The sequence below is a fragment of the Streptomyces sp. NBC_00576 genome (assembly GCF_036345175.1).
Lineage (GTDB): Bacteria > Actinomycetota > Actinomycetes > Streptomycetales > Streptomycetaceae > Streptomyces.
The window spans coordinates 26,176-46,051 of record NZ_CP107781.1; the positions used below are offsets into that span (position 1 = coordinate 26,176).

Sequence of the window (19,876 nt, forward strand, 5' to 3'; positions counted from 1 at the left end):
ATCACCACGGTAGCAACCCCGGTGCCCGGCCCGCATCGTCTCGGCCAGGGACAATGACGGCCCATCACCGATACCCGAAGGACGCCCCCTTGTCTGAAGCCGTGAGCCCCGAAGCCGTCGAGCAGCTCATCCAGGAAGTCAGCACCTGGTACGCCGAGCAGCTCATCCAGGAGCGGCGTGCCGGCGTTCCGGATGCCGCACGCCTCCAGGTCCTGCGGGACGGGCTGGCGGCGTGCGTCGCCGACCAGCACGCCCTGCAGGACGCCGATGAGACCGAGGTCGCCGAGATCGCGGCCCGCTACGCGGCCCGCATGAAGGAACTCAAGTGCCAGTAGCCGCCTGGCTCCTGGCCGTGGGGGACGGGCAGCGCCGTCATCGGGACCGTGTCGGCGAGGGCGCGCGGCTGCAGGTGAACGGGCATCAGCGGCCAGGCGAGCGCGGCAATCTCGACGAGATCCCGCCGGTACTGCGGCAGTTCGCCCTGCACCCGTCGCAGGGTGGCCAGGAACTGCGCGGCCTCGGCCGTGGTGTAGCGGCGCTGCTGCTCGACCTCGACCGCGTCTCCGCCCCGGGGCGGGGACGTCCAGGCGCCGTCCGGGGTGCGGGCGTTGCGGTACACGGCGGTCAGGTCCCTGCGGATGACGGAGACGGAGTCGACGACGTGCGCCGTCTCCTCGGCTGCGCGGACCACGTCGGCCAGCACCTGGAAAGACACCTGGTGGGCGGCCGTCGAGGTGAAGCGGGCAGTGCCGCCGATGCGGGCCACCTCGGCGGCGCGCGTGGCGATGCCCAGACGGCTGTCCGCTGCCCTGCCTCCCAGCACGATCAGCTCGACGCGGTAGCCCGCCGCGTGGTGGCGGCGGGCTCCGTCGAGGAAGTGGTCGACGTCGTCCGGGGCGATCTCGATCAGCAGGTCGCCGCGACGCTCGCGTACGTACGCCTCGGCCTTCTCCTGCCAGGCCCGGTAGTCCGCGCGGATCCGGGCGGACGCCGTACGGGGCTCCTCCTCGCGCAGCCGGCGGTAGTCGGGGTGCACCGCCTTGAACATGCCGCCCTCGATCCTGGTCGGGCGCCGGGCGCGCAGCACGCGGCGCAGCGTGCGCGCCGCGTAGGTCTTCCCCGCTCCCTGCGGACCCGCCATGTACAGCACCACCGGCTGGGCATGCGCCGTGATGTCGCTCAGGTGCATCGGCACAATCAACTCGTCGAAGATCCACCGGTGCTCGTCGGCGGACAGCCGGTGGTAGTCGACCCCGGGCGGCACCGCGAGCGGCTGGGCGATACGCCGTACCGGCTCAGCCAGCGCTGCGGCCCGTTCCAGACCACCGGTCACCAAGAGCCGCCGTTCCGGCGTGCTCGCCTCCGGGTGCAACTGCTGGTGCAAGCCGTTGGCCTGGCGGCGGAACCGCAAGGTTTCCGGCGCCGTCCACGGTCGTACCCGGGCCGCGTGCAGGGCTCGGTGCGCGCCTGCCGGGGACGGTCCGGTCAGCTCATTGTCGTAGAGCACCTGCAGGTCACGCCGTACCACCATCACGCGGTCGGCCAGCTGCTCCGTCTCGATGACCTCCAGTGACTGCGGCAGGCGGCGCGCGACCTGGTCGTGGTTGCCCCAGGACACGTACCGTCCGGCGCCGTTCTCAGCGACCTGGGCCAGATAGCGCTCCAGCACGCTCAGCTGCGTCACGGCCTGCGCCTCGGCCAGCACCACCACCTCGACGCGGTATCCCGCCTCCCGGTAGGCGCGGGCCTGCTCCGGGTCGACGGCAGGGGTTTCGACCAGCGCGTCGAACCGGTGGCCGCGCACGTACTCCTCGACCTCCGCCTGCCACCGCCGCACGTCCGGCCGTACCCGCACACCGGCGGTGCGGTCGTCGCTGCGCAGGAGACTCCAGTAGGCAGGGTGGTCGGTCTTGTAGAGGTCGGGGCCGATCAGTACCGCGCCGCCCCGCCGGTCCAGCACCGCCTTGAGCACCTGGCAGACGGTGGACTTCCCGCTGCCGGGCTGTCCGCCGACCAGCACGGCGAAGGGCTGTTTCTGCGGGACGGCGTCGCCGGTCCAGGCGGGCAGGATCCGCGACGCCAGGATCGCCTCGTGCTCAGGCTCGGGCAGCACGGCCGGGCGGACATCCGCGTCGGCGTTTTCCTGCTGACCGGCCATCGTGCGCTCCTCGGGTTGGTCCGTTTCGGTCCCCTCAGTCTAATTCAATTCATTGCATTTTGTCAATGAAATGGATTGAATTGAATTAGAAGATGCCGGAGATCGTCAGTCGTACGGACGGCGTGCTCGCCGCGACGGCGCCGGCTGTGGGCGCCCACGGGGGCTTCATCGGCCCGGTGACGACACGCTCCTCCGCCACGGCGAGACGTCGGCCGACGCGGAGCGACCACACCGGCCGGTCACCACTGCGCGGCAGCAGCTGCTCCCCCTCGGCCACGGCCGGCGGTGCGGTCGCCTCGCGCTCGTGCATCCGCGACGGCGGGGGCACGGTCCGCGCCACGGCGAACCGGTGCAGTCGGCGACCGGTCCGCCACCGACCCCCCTCCCTCCGCCGCTGGCCGTCCTTCCCAGCCCGAAGCACCTGCAGACGCGCACGCTGCAGGCCACGGAGGATTACGGAGTCTGGGCGCCCCACGGACGGGCTGCACGGTGCGCGCGGCGTCCAGCTCGACGACGGCCGCACACCCTGTCCATCAACCGATCTTTAAATGAAGCGATGGCAGAAGTCGTACTCCGACCCAGTGAACTGGTTTGGGTGTAGGACCCAGTACAGCAGTAGCCCGCCGACGATCACGCCAAGGCAGCCAAGAGCAGGCACCCCTTGGTCATCGCTGAACAGCCCCCCGAGGCCGCCAAAGAAGAGGGTGGCACCAATGACCACAATCGCGATGTTCCAGCCGCAGCTGCCTGGGAGTGCAAGCAGATAGTCGAGCGCCATGTGCATGGCCGCAATGTAAGTGCGGATTTCGCAGGCAACTCCTCAGCGCGCTGGCTATTCAACCGTTACGCCGAGTCCCGTCCAACAATCGATCAGTTGCTGAACACCTGGGCTGCCTGTACGCGCTGGTCCGACGATGGTGTCCAACAAGGGTGTCCGCTATGAGGAGGGCAAGGCGGAGGCTCGGACCGTTACGAAACCCTGGACTCCTGGTCCCAAGAGTTCGACCACGTCGTTGGCCTCGGGAAATGCGGAGTTTGACGGGTACTCACGGTCTGTGGCATCCTCCCCTCGGGACACCACTCGTGTGTCCCGTTCACGTTTGAGGCTCTCCTTCTCGGTTGAGAAGCGGGGGCCTTTTCTCGTTCCTGACTCAGGCCCCCGGAGCCACGCTCCGGGGGCCTTTCTCGTTTCCGGAGGCTTCCACCTTGCTGTCCGCTCTGACTCCCGGTGCCGTGTTCGGTGTGCCGGTTTCGCTGGCCGTTTGTGCCACTGTCGTACTTGTGGCCATGCTGCTGCTGGTCGCGGTCGTTTCCTGGGTCGTCCTGCGTCGGGTCAATCGGGCTGATGTCCCGGTGGCGCTGTTGGGGCTGGCCCACGTGGTCTCCGCGCTGTGCGGGTTCCTGCCGTGGGGCAAGCCTTCGCCTCCGCCGGCGCTCCCGCAGCAACGCGGGCCAGACCCTGAGGCGGCCGCGCCGACCGTGGTCTTGGTCCGAGAGGTGACGGCCAGCTCCTCTCTGCCGCAGAGGGGTGATGTGTGAGCGGCTACTGGAGGGGTGCCGAACCCCGCCTCCGGGTTGAACGGGTCGTCGGGCTGGACCAGCTGCTGTCGTCCATGCCCAAGGAGTGCGCCATCGCCGTACTAGCCCAGGTGCTGTATGGGGCATCTGAGGAAGAGATCGGGAAGCGACTCGGCGTTGCGCCGATACGGGCGCGTGTGCTGATCAGCAAAGGTATCTCGCGGCTGCGTCATCCGATGTGGGCCCGAGTCTGGCAGGAGTACTTCGACGTCGACTCTCAAACGCTGCTGATCGACGATGGCCTGCGTGCGCTGATACGCAAGTGGCGTCTGGAGGAGTTCGCCCCGGTGTGCAGTCAGTGCGGAGACCGGTACATCCCGGAAGGGTTGAAGTTGGGGGCACACGGCGGGCGCCCTCGTCGGTACTGCTCCAACGCCTGCCGACAGAGGGCGTACCGGATGCGCAATCGGTGAGGTCGCGACTATGCGGTGCGCTCGCGCCGGCGCAGGGTCGGCGGCCGGTCGCTCTGGTTGGCGAGCATCCGCCGGACAGTCTCTGGGTGCCAGTGCTCCCCGCGCTTCGGCCGGAGCCCTTCCGCGTCCAATGCGGCCGCGATCTCGCGGTACGACAGCCCCTCCTCGTCCCGGAGCTGGCGGCCGCGGGCCCGTCCAGCCTGCTCCATGTCCTCCGGGGTCAGCTCCTTCTTGTGGGCCTGCCAGCCGTACGGCGGGGCGCCGTAGGCGTACTGGCCCTTCTCTCCCTTGATGCGGCGGCCGCGGCGGAGCTTGGCCACGGTCATGCCGCGGCCGCAGGTCAGCCCCCTGAGTGAGTGGCAACAAGTCCTTGTCGGCCGCTACCGTCACCGGTAACGCGGGCGCCCAACTCCGCCGGATCGCAGCATGGTTGACACCCCCGCGCAGGCAGATTCGCATACCGTCGCGAATTCGCATCTGATGTAATTGGTGACGCTTGGAACATCGGAACGAAAACTGGCGCTAAGCCTCCGTCGGCCCTGGTGAGCTGCTGACGGGGCGTCGACTCAGAGGGCCGCCTGAAGTCGTCCCACAGATAACACCCCATTATCCGTGCCACCAGTCACCGTGAGCTGCAGTTCAGGGCGGCTCCCCTGTCGGACCCGGACGCCTCAGGGTCACCCGTCACCCTCGCCTCGCACCAAGGGGTTTCCTTGACCACGCTCCTCAACGTGACGCTCACGCCGGACCAGCGGAGCCTCCTCACCACCATCGCCCAGCCGTGGATCGAGACGGGCGAGTGGCCGCTGTGGGCCAACGTGCAGCACGAATTCGACATGCGCGGCCAGGACGCCGACGCCGTCTTCCACTCGCTGCCGCGCGTGGGCAACGAGGCCCCGTTCGCCTCCGGCTACGGCTACACCATCCCCATGCGCGCGCCCATCGACCCGGGCCACAAAGTGAGGCTGACCGTCGCCGGCGCCTCCAGGCTGCCCAAGGGGCGGATGGCCACCGGTGAGCCGTTCATGCACACCCTCCGCCACATGATCGATCTGTACATCAGCAGGCCGATCCTCGCCGACGAGGTCCCCAGCATCATCCTGCGCTCCGGCGAACTGACGACCGCGCTCCCCAACCTGGAACCGTGGTTCGTCAAGGCGCTGCCCGACCTTCTCTCCTACGAGCCGGCCATCAGCACCGGCGGCGCCAACCTCGGCGACGGGTCCTGGGAGCGCGAGGTCACCCGCAGCGTCATGCAGTTCCGCGGCATGCACACCGTGGAGGAGTACATCGAGAAGACCTGCGAGATCGTCGTCGCGAACGCCGCCCAGTACGCCCCGGTCTTCGTCGAGGAGGAGACCATGACGGCGGAGCCGAGCCGGGGCCCGTACGTCGACGTCGACCTCATGGCCGAGCTGGAGACGGCGGCCGCGACGACCCGGTGGAAGGTGCACAAGCTCATCGCCCTGTGCGAGGGCCTGAACGACGCCTACATCGCGGGGAACCCGTACGCCTGCGCCGCCATGCTCCGCGCCATCCTGGACCACATCCCGCCGGTCTTCGAGCACACGGACTTCAAGCACGTGGCGGCCCAGCACGTGTTCAGCATGAAGCGGAACGACAAGACGCATGCGCAGAGGCTCGCGGCCTTCAAGGACATCGCCGACGACGTGATGCACCGGGCGATCGGCCACACCGTGCCGCGCATCAGGATGGACGACCTCCCCGAGCCCATCCGTCTCAACGCCGTCCTCAACGAGGTGCTGGTGATGCTGCCGAAGACCGCGCCCCCTACGGCGTGACGCCAGCCGATTGGTCTTGAGCAGTCACTCCGGCCGCGCAGCTCACCGGGGCGTTCAGGAAGCTGAACAGCGTGGCGCTGATTCAGGGATTGAGGGACATCTTGTCACCTACAAAGCCAGGACGGCATTGGCGGGCGTCCGCCGAACGCGTGGAGTTCCACAGGCGCGGTGTGTGCTGGCCCGCGCCTGTGGAATCCCTGGGGCCATGACGTCATCAACACCGTCAGCAGGGGCTAACGCAGGTACGCAGTCGACCTCACGACGGGAGGCGGAGCGCCCACGGCCAGCCGTCCTTCTCATGCATCCCGAGCCGGTGGAGCGTGGCCGGCTCGCCGAACGAATCCGGCATGCGTGTGACGACGGACTGGAGGTCATTGGGCTCGCTGGCCTTGATGAGCTGACGAGGCTGCTCCGCGAAGCCGGCCGCCCCAAACGATTGGTAGCGGTGATTGCCGATCCCCGCCTCGTCCCAGATGTCCTCCAGAACCATAACCGCCTTGCGGTCAGGGGGGTCTCGGTTGTGTTGCTCACGGACAACGGTGATGACCGCGAGGCATTCGAGGGGCTGCCACAGATCCACGTATCGGACCTGGAGAAAGGCATAGAAGGCCGCTTCTTCAAGTGGCATCCGCGGGATTCTGAGATTTCCTTGGTGGGCCCCTCCAACACTCCGGATGCGGAAGTTCTAAGGGACATTCTGTTTGTTCACGGCGTCCCCTACACGTGGGACGACCGAGCAGAGGGCTGCAACAGGAACATCCGCTTCACAACGACTGACGGGCAGCACAAGGATGAATTGGCGACGGTAGGTAATATCTGTGCCGCACTGAACATTCTTCCGGTCGAGGACGATGCGACTATCGGAAGTCTGCATTACGATCTTGTGATTGTGGGTGCAGGGCCAGCCGGAATGTCAGCCGCGGTAAGCGCGAACGAAATAAACCTGAAGACCCTCCTGATGGAAGAGAAACAGCCCGGCGGCCAGGCGCTGCTCGCTACCAACGTGATTCGCAACTACCTAGGATTCCCTCGGGGACTTACAGGAGCGAAATTCCTAAAAGCGGCCGCCGGGCACGTCAGGAGTTGCGTTCACGTCGATGTATGCCTGCACATGAGCGCGACCTCCCTGACACCGAACGGTAAGCGGTACACGATCGGCGTCGCGTGTGCCGATGGCGTCACTTCGGTATCCGCTGGCATGGTCATCCTGGCTTGCGGGAGCAAGGCCGGTCTCGTAGTCGCCGAAGACTCGGGCGTGGCCAGTGAGAGAGAGCTATATAACGAGCTTCACCACGGGCCGGACTCCGTCAGCGGCTCACTCGCCGAAGAGCACAATAAGCGAGTAGTGATCATCGGTTCCGGAAATACCGCAGCCGACGCCGCCATAAAATTGAAGGCTGCCGAATGCCACTCGGTCAAGCTACTTACTGACAAAATTAAAATGCGCAACGAGTACAGCAAAATACTCGGGGACAACATCATCGATCACGTGAAAGTGACGGGTTTCACCGGCGTAGCGGGAACGGGAATTTCCAAGGTTCACTACCGGCGAGACGGGCACTCTGAAGACGAAACACCTATGGAGGTAGATTCGGTCTATGTCCTGACCGGAGGCCATCCGAACACCGGGTGGCTGAAAGGGGAACACCCCCTAAGAAAGAATGGAATTCTGACCGACCGATACCTGAGTGATGACCCTAAACTCATTTTCGAAACCAGTTTGCCCGGTGTTTTCGCGGTCGGTGATGTGCGGGTTAATTCGCAGCGGCGGGTCGGCCAGGCGGTCGGCCAAGGAGTGGCGGCAGTCGCCGCCATCTGGAATTACCTGGATGCGGCAGGAAATGACTGGAAGGAGATCCTCGTCGACTCCCACAGCCAGGCGTACCAGGATAGGGAAGCGGCAGACACACACTAGATCCCGAGAGGCACTGCGTCGGCCCAGGGCACTCCCGTACACCCTGCAGTCGACGCCGCCGGCCTGGCCGCAGGGGCAGGTGGTCGACCGCGGGGCCTACAGCACGCCGATGAGGGCGTTGTCCTCCCACTGGTCGACGACTTCGAGGTATCCGGCCAGCACCTTGGAGTGCGGGGCCCATCCGCCCTGCTTGGCGATGACGATCTGGTCGTGGCCCTTGAGCCGGGAGGACGTGGCGAGCCCGCGGCGCGGGGAATGTCCAGTGAAGCGGACCTCGATCCCCGCGCGTTCGCCGGCGCGGGTGACGACGTCGCCGATCGCCGCGGGCTGCAGCCCGCCCTCCAGGACGGTGTGCCAGCGGTTGTGCAGGCGGCGCCAGGCGTAGCCGTCCGGGTCGGTGAGGTCCGCGGCGTCCTTCCATGCCTGCCAGGCGCGGACCGGGCAGATCGACGGCCGGGAGCCGTAGGGGACGGGGACGATGCGGGGGCGGACCTTGGATACGCGCAGGTCGGCCTGGATGCCGCCGGGGGTCTCGGTGTAGTCGCGCACCCGGTTGAAGGCGAGTTCGTGCTCGCGGCCGGCGACGGCGAAGTGCATGAGCACCAGGGCGCGGTCGCGGATGCCCTGGAGGTTGTCGGGGCAGGCGGCGCTGATCTTCACCAGGTGCTCGACGAGCAGCGGCGGGGCCTGGCCCCGGCCGCGGGTCTCCCCCTTCTCCTCCATCTCCTTCACCAGCTGCTTGAGCCGGTTGCGGGCGAGCCGGGCGATTCCGTCCTCCAGCTTGACGCGGTGCTCGGCGCGGGCGGAGACGACGGTGCCGGAGATCCGCCGGTCGATGGTCGACGGCGCGGTGCACGTCCCCTTCTTTCCCCCGGGCTGGGTCCACAGCCACTCGACGAACATCACCAGCGTGCCGGGGGTGATGGCGAGCACGGGCACCCCGGAGTCGGCGCAGAACTTCGTCCAGCTCGCCCAGTCCTGGGCGTAGCTTCTGCGGGTGCTCGCCGGGCGGCCGTCGGCGATGGTGCGCACGGCCAGGTGGTCGATGTGCTCCAGCACGGCCCGGGTCGCTGTGTCGTACTCCTCGGGCCGGGCCGGCGCCGCCGGGATGACAACCGGTTCGAACGCCTTCTGACTGTCTGACATGATCCGCCCCGTTAACCGGATTTGAGCACTTCCATGGAACCTGGATATGGGGAGCTTATCCGGAGCCCATGCCGGTTCCGGGAGACAAGGCGCAGGAGCCTGCGCGTTGACCCTCATCATGCAGTGTCGGCAGAAGGCGGAGCGGACTGCTGGTCCACGACGGTGTCCTCACCCTCCGGCTGAGCCGGGCACGGCAGTGTGAGCGTGATAGGCGTGCGCGGCGCCATGGCCATATGGCCACGTGCGACGACGGTGTCCCGGAAGACCGCCTCCAGCGTGGCAGCGTCCGCCGGCTGAACCGCGGCATGGCCAGAGATCACGCCGCGCAGGAACCAGCGCGGTCCGTCCGCGCCAACGAAACGCACGACCTGCACGCCAGCCCGGCCGTCCGGGAGTTGCACAGGCACCTGAGCCCTCAGCTCCCAGCCGAGCGGGCCCTTGACCTCGTCGACAACGCCGCCCTCGGCGCGCACGGAGGTTGCGATCTCGGAGCGCACTTCGTTCCAGATACCTTCTGACTTCGGCGCCGCGAAGGCCTGCAGTTGGATAGCGCTGTCCCGTAGCACAACGGTGGCGGCCACGATGTCCTCGACTGTTCTCTCGACTTGCAACTCCATGTCCTCGGCTAGCGGCACAAAGAGTCCGCCCAGGTCGATTCGTCCCCAGTCGAGATCCGTGACGTCACTGACGTCCCACGGGCCGGCCAGTGATGCTTTGGTCGGGATCGTTTCGGCCGCGAGCACGGGCGCTGCGGGTCTTGGTGCAGGTTTTCCCATGTAATGGGCCTCGTACTGCTGCAACAGCGGCTTCGGGTCGACATGGACCGCGCGTGCGAGCGTACGGATGTGGCCGCGGGCATAGACGTGACCTCCACAGGGGGTGAAGTCGTCCTGCTCGATCGCGTGGACGATGGCCGTGCGCACTCGGGTGGCGCTGCCGACGTCCTCGACGGTTAGTCCGGCGCTCATGCGCGCCTGGCGCAGGGTGCGGCCGATGGACAGTTCCGGTGGCGACGCGTCGGCAAGGGTCCACTGTCGGTTGACGCGGATGCGCTCGATGTTGTTGGGCAGGATCGTCATGGCGTCGATTAACGCCTGGTCCAGCATCCCAGCGTTCAGGCCGATCGTGCCGTCAAGGTTCGCGCCGGAGAGGCGGGCTCCGTGCAGTCGTGCCGCGTGAAGATCGGCGCCACGCAGGTCGGCCTGCTCCAGGTCGGCCAGGTTTAGGACGGTGCCTCGAAGCACTGCTCCGGCCAGTGGCGCCGCGGAAAGGTTGCCACCGGTCAGGTCAGTGTTGGTCAGGTCGACCGTCGTGTTGAGGTGGGCGGGATGCTCTCGGATCGTTTGGAGTGCTGCTTGATGGGCGGGAGTGGGTGCAAGGTTTTGGTGGGCGGGTCGGGTGCGGCGTAGGTATGCGCACAAGATGCTGACGATCTGCGCCGCTGTGTGAGGCAGTTCCTTCATCGTGGCGGCCAGATCCCGCACCGCGTGCAACTGCTCCTGGGCGTCGTGGGCGCGTAGTCGACGGGCTTGGGCTGCCACCAACAGCTCCGGGGGCTGGGCGACTGGTGTTGCGTCGTTGGTAACGCCCTGGTCAGTAGCGTCAGCGGGAGGTACTTCTTCCACAAGGCCTTGGCTGTCCAGGCCAGAAGACTCGGCACCGCTGGGTGCTGTCAGGTTCCTGAGTACCTCGGCGAGGGTCTGTTCCAGGGACTCGCGGCGCTCTCGTTCGGCGCGGAGCTGCTGTTCCTGATCATCGATGAGCTGTTGCCGTTCGTCCTCGGCGTGTATCTGTGCAGTGCGGAGCTGCTCGCGGAGGCGTTCGCACGTCTGCCGGGCATCATCCCGGTCCTGTTCTGTCTGGCGTAGGGCAGCGACAAGCTCGGTGATCTGCTCGGTGAGCGTGCCCCGGGCTGTCTCATAGGCGGCTTGTTCGTCTGTCAGGCGCTGCTGCAGCTGGCTGTGTTGGGCGGCCTCGCGTGCGGCGGCCTGCTCCAGGGCTCGGCGTTCCAGGTCAAGTTGCTTGCGTTGAGTACGGGCTTCGCGCAGGTCCTGCTGCAGACGGTGGATGAGGCTCTCAGCCGCCTGGTGCTCCCAGTACGAGACCTTGAGCTTCTCCTCCAGCTGGAAGACCTGGTACTCGTGTGGCCGCGTGGTGCGGATGCATTCGAAGTACAGGCGCCGGGTGCTCGCCTGGGCTTCCTCGGTCACCGGGTGTCCCATTTGGCTCTCCAGCGCAGTGAACACCTTGCCGAGGAAGTCTGCCGGCGGACGCCGCTCACCGGAGAGGAAGCGCGAGAGCGTGCCTCGGCTATAGCCGACGGCGTCGGCGAAGTTCTGGAGGGACGTCCAGCCGCTGTGCTGGTACAGCTCCCGCAGGCGCACGACGAAAGTGAGATCGGGCTCGGCCACGTTCTCCTTGATCGACCCCAGCTCTGGCTGCACGTGCCCTTCGCCGCTCATGATTCCCCCCGTGGCGTTGCGCGAAGGGCAATGGTCCCACTGGACATTGCCTCCAGTGGTGCGGCTTCCGGCAACGGGTCAGGCCATTCGAAGCTGAGGGCGTCGCTTCACATGCTGCCCTGGTCGGTCCGGCCAATTTTTCGCGACTCCTCCCTGTCCGGGAGGCGCCCTGGGCAGATGGGGCTTGCGGGGCTAACACGACTGCGGCCCAAGGTTCGAGCGTCCATCCATGCGTGGCTCTGTCACGCCCAATGCAGGGAGAAGCAATGTCTGCAACAACCCCTACCGATGCCACCTCACAACCGCAGGAGCCGACACTGCCCACCCGCGTGGTGTGGCCGCTGCTGATCCTCGTCTTGGTGCTGGTGGTCCTCCTGATCGGTGCTGGCCTCGCCTACGTAACGTGGCGTCACCCGTCCTTGGGAACTCCGCTGGGGGTAGCTGTTGGAGGTGTCACGTTGCTCGTGACAACCGTCCTCGCCCTAGCCCGCCACTAACGTCGGCTCCGCCGCGCGCCTCGTGATCCTCCCCCCCCCAGCTGTGTGGAGGCCGGTGAACGGAGTGGTCTTTCGCTGACTGCATCGTGACCCGGCCTCAAGGGCCGGTAACACGGCTCCTGGTGTCGGGGGTTGAGGAACATCCGAGCGAAAACCGGCGCTTGCACTCTCCGTGACGATCGCCAAAAGGTGGCCCACCGATAGCATCCCGTGCACGCCGACCACGAGGAACCGCCCATGCCCCGCGCCAACACGACCCCGATTCAGATCCACCTCTCCCCAGGGGTAGCCACGAATCTGGTGGTCGCCGTCGTCGTCTTCGGTATGGCCACCACGGCAGTCGTCCTGGCGACCGCACTGTACGGGCGCGAGGAGAACAGCGAGCGTGCGTTCCGGGTGATGAACTGGCTGAGGAGGGCGCCCGAGCCTGAGAAGCCCCAGCCCTCACCTCAAGCCCGGAGCCGGACCCGTCCGACAGGTCGTGGAGAGAGCATCCGGGCCGCTACGCTGCGGCCGTGACTAAGCGACGCCGTGGGAAGGCTCGCCGTCGGCAGGCCGACAACACCAGCTCCAGCGCGGGCCCACGTGAGTGGGACGTTGCGGCCGCGGAGCGGGAGTGTGCGACATCTACGGTCCGGCGATGATCCACAAAACGAGCGACGAGTCGAGGTCCTGCGAGTACCGGTAGAGAACGGAGATGCCGCGACCACCGGTCTGCTCGGGCAACAGCTCGATCACGTACGACTCCGATTGCGGGTCGGCGTCCGGGAGGCCGCGGGCGTGTTCCGGACCGGGGTCTTCCTCCAACGCGCGGCGGACGGACTCGACGGCGGCCTGTTCGCTCGGCGACAGATCGCGGAGCGCCTTGTCGGCCGCGTCGCTGTAGAACGCGTGGCTCACAGGGCGCCGGCCTCGGCCAGCTTGCGGCGGAGCTCGGCCTCGACGTCGGCGGTCGTCCGGGCGAGCGCGGCCATGGCCTGGGGGTCGTACCGGAGCAGGACCCGGTGCCGGTACGCCTGGGTGAGCTCGCGCACCTTCGTGAGGTCGTCGAGGTCGAGGGCGTCGAGCTCCTCCTCGAACCGCTGCCGGTCGCCGGGGAACCCCCAGGTGCTCAGTGCCTCGCGAAGCTCGGCGAGCGTTCCCATGGGTGGGTTGAAGCCTCGGGCGGCCTGGTGGTCGGGCTGTGCGGTCACGGTGTCCTCCTCGTCGCTGGTATCGACGCTACTCGTCTACCGCCCGGACGCGGTACGGCCCGGGGAAATGCGTACGCCCTGGTACCCGGGGCCGAGACCACGGCGGTTCCGGGGCCGGTTGATCGGGGTCGGCGTGACGGGTTGTTCCTGGTGCTCGTCGGCGCCGGCTGCGGTGTGCTCGCCGGGCGGGAGGGCCTTCGGGGAGCATCGGTGCCGTAGGTAGCGGTTGGGTGTTCAGTTTGCTGAACACCCAAGCCGGAGGTGGGTCAGCGTTTGATGCGTCCGCGGATGGCGAGGGCGCCGAGGGCGAGGAGGGTGGGTCCGAAGAGGCGGGAGGTCATCTCGATGTAGGTGCCGGCGGTGGTGAGGTTTTGTCCGCTGGAGCGGAAGACCACCGAGTTCACCGCGACTCGAAAGGCTTTCTCCGTGCGAGCCCAGGTCATGCGCTGGGACCATCCGCCCTGCAGGGCGGGGTCGGGGGTGTTGGTGCTCAGGCTGATCCTGCTGCCGTGGAGGGTTCCGGTGGTGGCGGGATCGGGGTCGTGGGTGGGCAGGCCGAAACTCATCAGGAGCAGCACGGTCAGCGACATCGCGGTGAGCAGCCAGGAGAAGGCGCGGGAGGCGCGCAGTCCGTAGCCGGACAGCAGCCAGTACCACCGCAACAGGTGGCGTTCGCCTTTCGGTGTGCTGCCGCTGTGGCGGCGCATCTCGCACTCGCCGTAGTAGAAGTCGGCCGCGCCGGGCTCGTTCTTGCCGTCCTCGAAAGCCTTGCGGAGCTGCCGGTAGACAGCGGTGATGTCCTCTGGATCGGGGGTGAGGTCGGGGTCGGGGTGGTGCGGGCCGGGCCGCCACTGGCGAAGTGAGAAGGCATGACCGGGGGGCGGGACGGCCTGGCCAGCGGTCTGCGCGCGCCAGTGGTGTTCCTCGGCCAGGGTGCGTCTGTGGGTCCACCGCGACAGACGTATCCCAAGCCAATGTCGGCCCGTGGGCACGGAGGCGAAGATGGTCCGGCCTTCCAGGCGAAGCTGGTCAAGGTGGAAGGCTCCGGAGAACAGACAGTCGGTCAGGTCGGTGTCGGTCAAAACCAGATGGGCGGCATCCACCCCCTGAACCGAGGCCACCCGCACCCCTCTGTGGAAACCTGACAGCAAGCTCTCATCCACCACGCTGATGCCGGGGGTGGCGAAGCGCCCGGGGTAGGCGGTAATCGCCACAGGGGCTGATAGCACGGCTTGGCCGAGGTCTATGGTGGCGTACCGCAGCCTCACAATCGCCGTCGACTCCCACCGGGTCCGCGTACACCACACGTCCCGAGCGGCAATCTCCAGCGTCACCGGAGCCTCGAACACGGCGCCCCACAGCTCGACCACGTTCTTGCATATCAAAGGCCCGAAAAGTGAGGCCGTCGCAAAACGTGCCATCCCGAACCCGGCCTTGCCTGAGAACTGCGCTCCGCCGAACCCGGCCTTGCCTGAGAACTGCGCACCCTCGAACTCGGCGTCGCGGGCGAACCGGGCTCCGCCGAAATCGGCATCGCCGGAGAACGCCGCATCCCCGAACGCTGCGGTGCCAGCGAACCGGGCTCCGCCGAACTCAGCGCGGGTGCGGAACCGCGCCCGGTCGAACTCGGCCCGAGAGGAGAACTGCGCCCCGTCGAACACAGCCACGCCGGAGAACTCCGCCGCGCGGAACGCCGCGGGGTGGGAGAACTGCACCCCTTCGAACCGGGCAATGCGGGTGAACCGAGCCCCGTCGAACCCGGCGGGACCGGAGAACCGCGCCCCCTCGAACACAGTTCTGCCGGAGAACTCCGCCCTGTCGAATCTGCCCTTGCCGAGGCCGACTTTTAGGGTAGTGGGGTCGCGGAGCGCATCCAGCAGCCGCTCTAAGAGGTCGCCTGCGAAAGGCGTTCCTCGGTGATCGATGTCGGCGCCGGCGGCGAGGCTGGCCAGATAGGTGTCACGGTCGGCCTCGGCCAGGTGGGCGAGGCAAGCGGTGTGACCGGGGACATGGATACCGAGGCAGCCCACCGGGTCGCTGGCCGGGTCAGCGCCATGCCCGCAGTGCGGCCAGGAAAGCGGCTGGGGTGTGCTCATGACGTGGCGGCTCCACGGATGTGTGTCTGGTGCCAGGGGAACGGGGCCTGGTGTACTGCGGCCTGGGGTCTCGTCAGTCCCTGCCCTGGTCGAATGGGTTGGACACCGTGTAGGGGTTCTCGTCGGTTTCCCCGCGATGGCGGCGTTCGGCCTGGTAGGCGGTCCAGGCATCCCCGCCCTGGCGGATGGAGTAGGACGGTGTCCCGGTACGGGTGCAGAACTCGGCGAACGTCAGGTCCGGTTCGGCCAAGCGCCGGCGTCGCTCCGCCGCGGGGGCGGACGGGTGGCCGGCGGTCCGGTGGCCGTACCGGGTCTACAGCTGCGGGACCGGTCCGAACCGCTTGGATTCGCTGCTCTCCGGTTCCGGGCCCTTGTTGTCCACTGCCCCCTCAGACATCCGCCAGCCGTTGTCGGTCCAGCGCAGCGTCACGCTGACCGTGGACCAAGTGCTCCTGGCCGGCAACTCTTTGGCCACGTTCTTGCCCGTGAGGGAGAACAGGCTACGGCACCAAACGTCCACGCGCGCCTCCACGAACCCGTAGGACACCACGGCCGTACCTGCGGGCATCAACCGGCTCACGAATGTCGCTCCGGCCGGTGCCTTGCCCTCGGTGTCCAGGCCGATCTTCGTGTTGAGGTCCGTGGTGTAGTTCGTGTCGTACGCCCTCTGCAGCTCGTCGCGCTGGTCGGGGTCGACGATGGCCTGCAGCAGCGCGTGCCGTCGCTGGGTGTTGTACATGCCTTCGCTGCCGATGGCCGTAGCTATCTGCGCGGCTGAGTTCTCGGCACCCTTCCTGCTGTGCGGTACCTCAGGAGCGAGCGGGTTGGCGGCTGCTCCGGGCGCCTCCTCGCTGCCCGTCCATCCTCGGTTGGCCAGCGCGATGACGGCCACCAGAGAGACGACGACGCCCACTCCGGCGATGAGTCCGCGATGCCGTCGGCTGCGGGCGGGCGGGGCGGCCGTCGCCCCTTCGGCCTGCCGCTGACTGCTGGTCATCATCTGCCGCTCCCCTATTTTCCTGTGATCGATGATGCAGATGACGTTATCTGGGACGCGAGAGCCCTGGGCACCCTGGTGCCGCTACCAGGGATAGCGTGGGACGCTCATGTCCTCTGATTCTTCTGGGGGTTGATGTGTCCGCGCGCGCTCGTACCGTGGCTCGCCTGTCCGTACCCGCTGCCATCGTCGGCGCCGCACTCATGGGCTCCGCCTCGACTTCGTACGCCGGTCCCTGCGACCTGCTCAACGGCAAGGCACAGGACCTGTGTGAGTCACAGCAGGCTGCTGGCGGAACTACAGGTGGCGGGGCCCCGGTCGTCGACAACTCGACGCTCGATCCGATGTCCTCGCTCGCCAAAAGCTTCGCCGAAGCGGCGGCCTGGGTCGTCGACCAGCTGAGCAACGCAGTCACGGCGACGGCGGACGTCGACTTCACGAACGGCTCGTTCCTGAAGACCTACGCCCTGACCTTCGCGGCATCGACGGTCCTGGTCGTGGTCATCTGGCTGTGGGCCGTGGTCAAACGGGCCGTGCGGGGAGCGCCGCTCACCACGGCGATCGGCGAGGCGATCGGCCTGCTGTGGCTGGCCGTGCTGGCCTCCGCGTTCACCCCCCTGGTCCTGTACACCGTGGTGTCCGCGGTGGACAGCATCACCGACGCGCTCGCCGACGGGTCTGAACATGCGAAATTCTTCGACGCGTTCAGCACCGCCCTGAAGGAGAACAAGGACGGCGGGCCACTGATCCAGATCGTCCTGTCCGCCGTCTCCATCGTGGCGGCGGGTGTGGTGTGGTTCGAGCTGGTCGTGCGTGCCGCACTGCTGTACGTAGGTGCGGTGCTGGGCACGGTCGTTTACTCAGGGCTGGTCGACAAGGAGCTGTGGGGCAGGGTCCGCAAGTGGGTGGCGATCATGACCGCCATCATTTTGATCAAGCCGATCATCGTGATCGTGCTGCAGCTGGCGAGCGCTCTCACAGACGCCGGCGCTCAGGACAGCGTGGGCGCCATCGTCTCCGGTCTGGCGATCATCGTCATCTCGATCGTGGCGTCTGCCTTGATCTTCCGGTTCATCCCGGGGATGGGCGACGAGATCGTCGCCGCTCGGCGGGACTCCTACGACCCGGCGAGCCGTCAGTCCGCAGCCATCGTGACCCGGCCGGTTCAAGGTGTCACAGCGGGCATCAACGCACACGCGAGCAGGGACGCGTCGTCGAGGCCGGCGGCAAGCCAGTCCGCACCGATCTCGTCCTCGTCGTCGGTTGCCAGCGGCGGGATGGCCGCGCACTCATCGCGTCCGACCTCGTCCGGCAACGGCGGTGCCCGCCCGTCGCGCCCTGACGTCCCGAGCCAGGACAACCGCTGATCAGCAGGTCTCACCGCGAGAGCCCGGCCGCGCTACGCGGACCGGGCTCTCGGTGGTTTTCGGTTCCTTCACGACCGTCTGCTGACTGTCTCGCCTCGACCGGGTCCTCGCGCAGTCCGCTCCTCAGGGGCCGGGCTGCGGGTTGTTCATACCGATCAGGACCCCGATCACGATGATGGCCAACACCAAGTAGAACTTGCCCTTCAGGCCCACGTGCGTGCACCCCCTCCGCACCCCCTCCTCCGCAGGTGGGATGCCGTAGCTGTCCGCTGACTGAGCATCACGGTACTGCCAGGGCCAGCCGCCACGTGCGGGCCAAGCCGAAACGCGTACGGGGTCACATCAGCTGGAGCCCTTGCGGGCGGCCTTCTCCGCGCGGGCGCGGGCCAGGGCGGCCCGGTGGCTGGTCTCCTTCGACGACCGCGCGTCTTCGAGCGCCTGCCGGGCGGCCTGCTCCTCGACGTGGAGGCCTTCCGACTGCTGGGCCCAACGACGCGGCTTCTGCTCCGGCTGCAGGATCTCGGGCTGCTCGAACCGGTGCAGGCCCCAACGCTCACGCCGTTCGGCACGCTCGGCCAGGCGCTCCTCGACGCGGACCTGCTCGCGCTGCTCGTCCAGCTCACGGGCTCGCTCGACGCGATTGCGGATGCGGTCGCGCTCCTCGGACGTGGCCTCGTCCCACGCCTGGACGTGGGCGGCGACCTTGACCTCGCGGCGCGGGCCGTGGCCGTGGGCGTTCTTCCGAGAGTTGATGAGCCGCCACAGGCGCCACCCGGCCAGACGGCCCAGGTTCTCGGCCTGGAACGTGATCTCGCCCCACTCGTTGCGCCGGACGATGTTGTCGGTGAGCAGCTCGACGAGCTCGGACTCGGTCGACCGGCGCAGGGCAACGGTGATCGTGTGGTGCAGGTCAGACCAGGCATCGCCCGTCATTGACCGGCTGAGCTCCTCCGGGGTGCCGGAGGGCAAGAACACCACCCCACGGCCGAGTTGGACCCGCCAGGAGTGCCACACGCGGCGCATGACGCTCCTGGCAACGGTGCTGACGTCGTCTCCGAACGCTTGGCCAGTCCTCTTTCCAGTCGCCGCCGAAGGCGTCGTTTCTGCTTTTTCCATCTCTTTCGACCAGATCAGCCCACTACTACCGTTAGGAGTAAAACCATCTAGTTGTGAGAACCCCTTCGCGTATAGAGGGGACGCTTTGCCATTAACCCCAAGTGCCATGAGGCGGTGGACTCGGGCGGTCATCTCGGCGGCACGGCCGCGGTCGGCGACGGCGATGCACCGGAGGTCCGGGGTCAGCTTCGGCTTCGCCACGGCAGGGGCCACGAGGGCCGCCTGAGGGGCCTCTACGGGCTCCCAGCCGGGCCAGGGGTCGACGGCGCGGGTGGCCTGCTGCCACTCCGTCCTGATCTCCTGTGCCACGGCGGCGGCGGAGCTGTCGGCCGGGTGCTCCCAGCGCGGAGCGGCGGCCAGCTCGGTGATGAGCTGCTGCGTCTCGCGGTTCTCACCGCGTACGACGAACGGCTCGACGGCAGGCGCCGGACGGGCCGTCAGGCGGCCGTAGGCGGCGTCCTCGTACGGGTCCTCAGCCTCGGGGAGGTCCCAGACACGCAGCTCGCGCATGAGGTCCTCGGGGAGGTCGGACGGGATGGCGTCGGCGCGCAGGCACAGGGCGTACACCGCCAGGCGGCCCGGGGCCGGCGCTACGACGCGCTCGGCCAGGCCGTACACCTTGAGGCCCTTGAGGTCGTCCCAGAACCGGTCTGTGCCGACCTCGAACTGCCAGGCGTAGCGCTCGGCCAGGGCCATTCCCCCGTCCACCTGGTCCGTGCCGTACCGGCCCTCGACACGGCCGGTCGCCGGGTCGAGGCGCTGTGAGTTCAGGAACTTCGCCAGGCGGAACTTCGTCTCGGGCAGCGTTCCGCGGTACCGCGCGATCTCCGCAATGCGGTACCAAGTCGCCAGCCGGATGGCAGGAAAGCGCAGGATTGTCTCAAGAATGCCCTGCGGTGAAGAATCTACAGATGAGGCGCCATTTGCGACTGTTTCCCCGGACACACCGGGATTTGGACGCACTGGGCTAGCCCCACGGCTGTCCGCTACGATGGGGGAACCACTTTCTGGATCTACAAAACAACAAAAACGGGACCCTCCGGCGGAGGGCCTGTCTGGGAACGAACCGGGAAACCGGCTCTGACCTGTTGTTTTTTAGGTTCTGGGGTGGTGGCCTCCGTTTCTTGGGCCTGGCC

Annotated in this window: 18 protein-coding genes and 2 pseudogenes; 6 read left to right on the top strand and 14 right to left on the bottom strand. The window is 67.4% G+C overall.

The genetic code is table 11. The annotated features are described in order from the left end of the window. The first annotated feature begins 89 nt into the window (after positions 1-89). Entirely contained in the window at positions 90-335 is a 246-nt protein-coding gene (locus OG734_RS47645; protein WP_330294104.1) for a hypothetical protein, read from the top strand. Here the strand turns inward: OG734_RS47645 and OG734_RS47650 are convergent. The 3 genes from OG734_RS47650 to OG734_RS47660 form a co-directional block, all read right to left on the bottom strand. Continuing rightward, positions 299-2,158 (bottom strand): zeta toxin family protein, encoded by a 1,860-nt coding sequence (locus tag OG734_RS47650; RefSeq protein ID WP_330294105.1) that lies wholly within the window; start codon positions 2,156-2,158, stop codon positions 299-301. The genes OG734_RS47645 and OG734_RS47650 overlap by 37 nt on opposite strands. 85 nt (positions 2,159-2,243) lie before the next feature. After that, positions 2,244-2,498, bottom strand: coding sequence for a hypothetical protein (locus tag OG734_RS47655; protein ID WP_330294052.1), 255 nt, complete (start codon positions 2,496-2,498; stop codon positions 2,244-2,246). A gap of 204 nt (positions 2,499-2,702) precedes the next feature. Further along, complete coding sequence (locus OG734_RS47660; protein WP_330294053.1) at positions 2,703-2,942, bottom strand: hypothetical protein; 240 nt, start codon at positions 2,940-2,942, stop codon at positions 2,703-2,705. Positions 2,943-3,693: 751 nt separating this feature from the next. Between OG734_RS47660 and OG734_RS47665 the strand changes: the two genes are divergently transcribed. Beyond that, on the top strand, positions 3,694-4,149 hold the full coding sequence (locus OG734_RS47665) for a hypothetical protein (RefSeq protein WP_330294054.1): 456 nt from the start codon (positions 3,694-3,696) through the stop codon (positions 4,147-4,149). An 8-nt stretch (positions 4,150-4,157) separates the two neighbouring features. Here the strand turns inward: OG734_RS47665 and OG734_RS47670 are convergent, their stop codons facing one another. Then, on the bottom strand, positions 4,158-4,475 hold the full coding sequence (locus OG734_RS47670; RefSeq protein ID WP_330294055.1) for a recombinase family protein: 318 nt from the start codon (positions 4,473-4,475) through the stop codon (positions 4,158-4,160). A gap of 387 nt (positions 4,476-4,862) precedes the next feature. Between OG734_RS47670 and OG734_RS47675 the strand changes: the two genes are divergently transcribed. Then, positions 4,863-5,951, top strand: a complete 1,089-nt coding sequence (locus OG734_RS47675; RefSeq protein ID WP_330294056.1) for a hypothetical protein — start codon at positions 4,863-4,865, stop codon at positions 5,949-5,951. 256 nt (positions 5,952-6,207) lie between these two features. On the opposite strand, the gene OG734_RS47680 is transcribed toward OG734_RS47675, so the two are convergent. Beyond that, positions 6,208-6,441 carry a hypothetical protein gene (locus tag OG734_RS47680; RefSeq protein ID WP_330294057.1) on the bottom strand — a complete coding sequence of 78 codons (234 nt, stop codon included), beginning with the start codon at positions 6,439-6,441 and terminating at the stop codon, positions 6,208-6,210. A gap of 30 nt (positions 6,442-6,471) precedes the next feature. Here OG734_RS47680 and OG734_RS47685 point away from each other — a divergent pair, with 30 nt between their 5' ends. Then, complete coding sequence (locus OG734_RS47685; protein WP_330294058.1) at positions 6,472-7,866, top strand: NAD(P)/FAD-dependent oxidoreductase; 1,395 nt, start codon at positions 6,472-6,474, stop codon at positions 7,864-7,866. A gap of 96 nt (positions 7,867-7,962) precedes the next feature. Here OG734_RS47685 and OG734_RS47690 read toward each other — a convergent pair whose 3' ends face one another. The 3 genes and pseudogenes from OG734_RS47690 to OG734_RS47700 form a co-directional block, all read right to left on the bottom strand. Then, positions 7,963-9,012 (bottom strand): integrase, encoded by a 1,050-nt coding sequence (locus OG734_RS47690; RefSeq protein WP_330294059.1) that lies wholly within the window; start codon positions 9,010-9,012, stop codon positions 7,963-7,965. Between the two features lie 116 nt (positions 9,013-9,128). Then, positions 9,129-9,779 (bottom strand): annotated as a pseudogene (locus OG734_RS47695) (DUF3710 domain-containing protein); the annotation flags it as partial. A gap of 45 nt (positions 9,780-9,824) precedes the next feature. Then, positions 9,825-11,474 (bottom strand): annotated as a pseudogene (locus OG734_RS47700) (helix-turn-helix domain-containing protein); the annotation flags it as partial. A 734-nt stretch (positions 11,475-12,208) separates the two neighbouring features. Here OG734_RS47700 and OG734_RS47705 point away from each other — a divergent pair. Next, on the top strand, positions 12,209-12,490 hold the full coding sequence (locus tag OG734_RS47705) for a hypothetical protein (RefSeq protein ID WP_330294060.1): 282 nt from the start codon (positions 12,209-12,211) through the stop codon (positions 12,488-12,490). A 108-nt stretch (positions 12,491-12,598) separates the two neighbouring features. Here the strand turns inward: OG734_RS47705 and OG734_RS47710 are convergent, their stop codons facing one another. The 5 genes from OG734_RS47710 to OG734_RS47730 form a co-directional block, all read right to left on the bottom strand. Beyond that, a complete protein-coding gene (locus tag OG734_RS47710; RefSeq protein WP_330294061.1) occupies positions 12,599-12,871 on the bottom strand; it encodes a hypothetical protein in 273 nt (90 codons plus the stop codon). Continuing rightward, positions 12,868-13,164, bottom strand: coding sequence for a hypothetical protein (locus tag OG734_RS47715; protein ID WP_330294062.1), 297 nt, complete (start codon positions 13,162-13,164; stop codon positions 12,868-12,870). The genes OG734_RS47710 and OG734_RS47715 overlap by 4 nt, the downstream gene beginning before the upstream one ends. Before the next feature lie 266 nt (positions 13,165-13,430). Continuing rightward, a complete protein-coding gene (locus tag OG734_RS47720; protein ID WP_330294063.1) occupies positions 13,431-15,260 on the bottom strand; it encodes a pentapeptide repeat-containing protein in 1,830 nt (609 codons plus the stop codon). 73 nt (positions 15,261-15,333) lie between these two features. After that, on the bottom strand, positions 15,334-15,510 hold the full coding sequence (locus tag OG734_RS47725; RefSeq protein ID WP_330294064.1) for a hypothetical protein: 177 nt from the start codon (positions 15,508-15,510) through the stop codon (positions 15,334-15,336). 63 nt (positions 15,511-15,573) lie between these two features. Beyond that, positions 15,574-16,260 (bottom strand): hypothetical protein, encoded by a 687-nt coding sequence (locus OG734_RS47730; protein ID WP_330294065.1) that lies wholly within the window; start codon positions 16,258-16,260, stop codon positions 15,574-15,576. A 155-nt stretch (positions 16,261-16,415) separates the two neighbouring features. Here OG734_RS47730 and OG734_RS47735 point away from each other — a divergent pair, with 155 nt between their 5' ends. Then, complete coding sequence (locus tag OG734_RS47735) at positions 16,416-17,624, top strand: hypothetical protein (protein ID WP_330294066.1); 1,209 nt, start codon at positions 16,416-16,418, stop codon at positions 17,622-17,624. 342 nt (positions 17,625-17,966) lie between these two features. Here the strand turns inward: OG734_RS47735 and OG734_RS47740 are convergent, their stop codons facing one another. Continuing rightward, complete coding sequence (locus OG734_RS47740; RefSeq protein ID WP_330294067.1) at positions 17,967-19,685, bottom strand: hypothetical protein; 1,719 nt, start codon at positions 19,683-19,685, stop codon at positions 17,967-17,969. Between the last annotated feature and the right edge of the window lie 191 nt (positions 19,686-19,876).

Bases quoted from the DNA above. Each gene is read 5' to 3' on its own strand.
- OG734_RS47660 (WP_330294053.1), bottom strand. From the start codon at position 2,942: ATGCACATGGCGCTCGACTATCTGCTTGCACTCCCAGGCAGCTGCGGC.
- OG734_RS47650 (WP_330294105.1), bottom strand. From the start codon at position 2,158: ATGGCCGGTCAGCAGGAAAACGCCGACGCGGATGTCCGCCCGGCCGTG.
- OG734_RS47730 (WP_330294065.1), bottom strand. From the start codon at position 16,260: ATGATGACCAGCAGTCAGCGGCAGGCCGAAGGGGCGACGGCCGCCCCG.
- OG734_RS47670 (WP_330294055.1), bottom strand. From the start codon at position 4,475: ATGACCGTGGCCAAGCTCCGCCGCGGCCGCCGCATCAAGGGAGAGAAG.
- OG734_RS47690 (WP_330294059.1), bottom strand. From the start codon at position 9,012: ATGTCAGACAGTCAGAAGGCGTTCGAACCGGTTGTCATCCCGGCGGCG.
- OG734_RS47680 (WP_330294057.1), bottom strand. From the start codon at position 6,441: ATGGTTCTGGAGGACATCTGGGACGAGGCGGGGATCGGCAATCACCGC.
- OG734_RS47720 (WP_330294063.1), bottom strand. From the start codon at position 15,260: ATGAGCACACCCCAGCCGCTTTCCTGGCCGCACTGCGGGCATGGCGCT.
- OG734_RS47705 (WP_330294060.1), top strand. From the start codon at position 12,209: ATGCCCCGCGCCAACACGACCCCGATTCAGATCCACCTCTCCCCAGGG.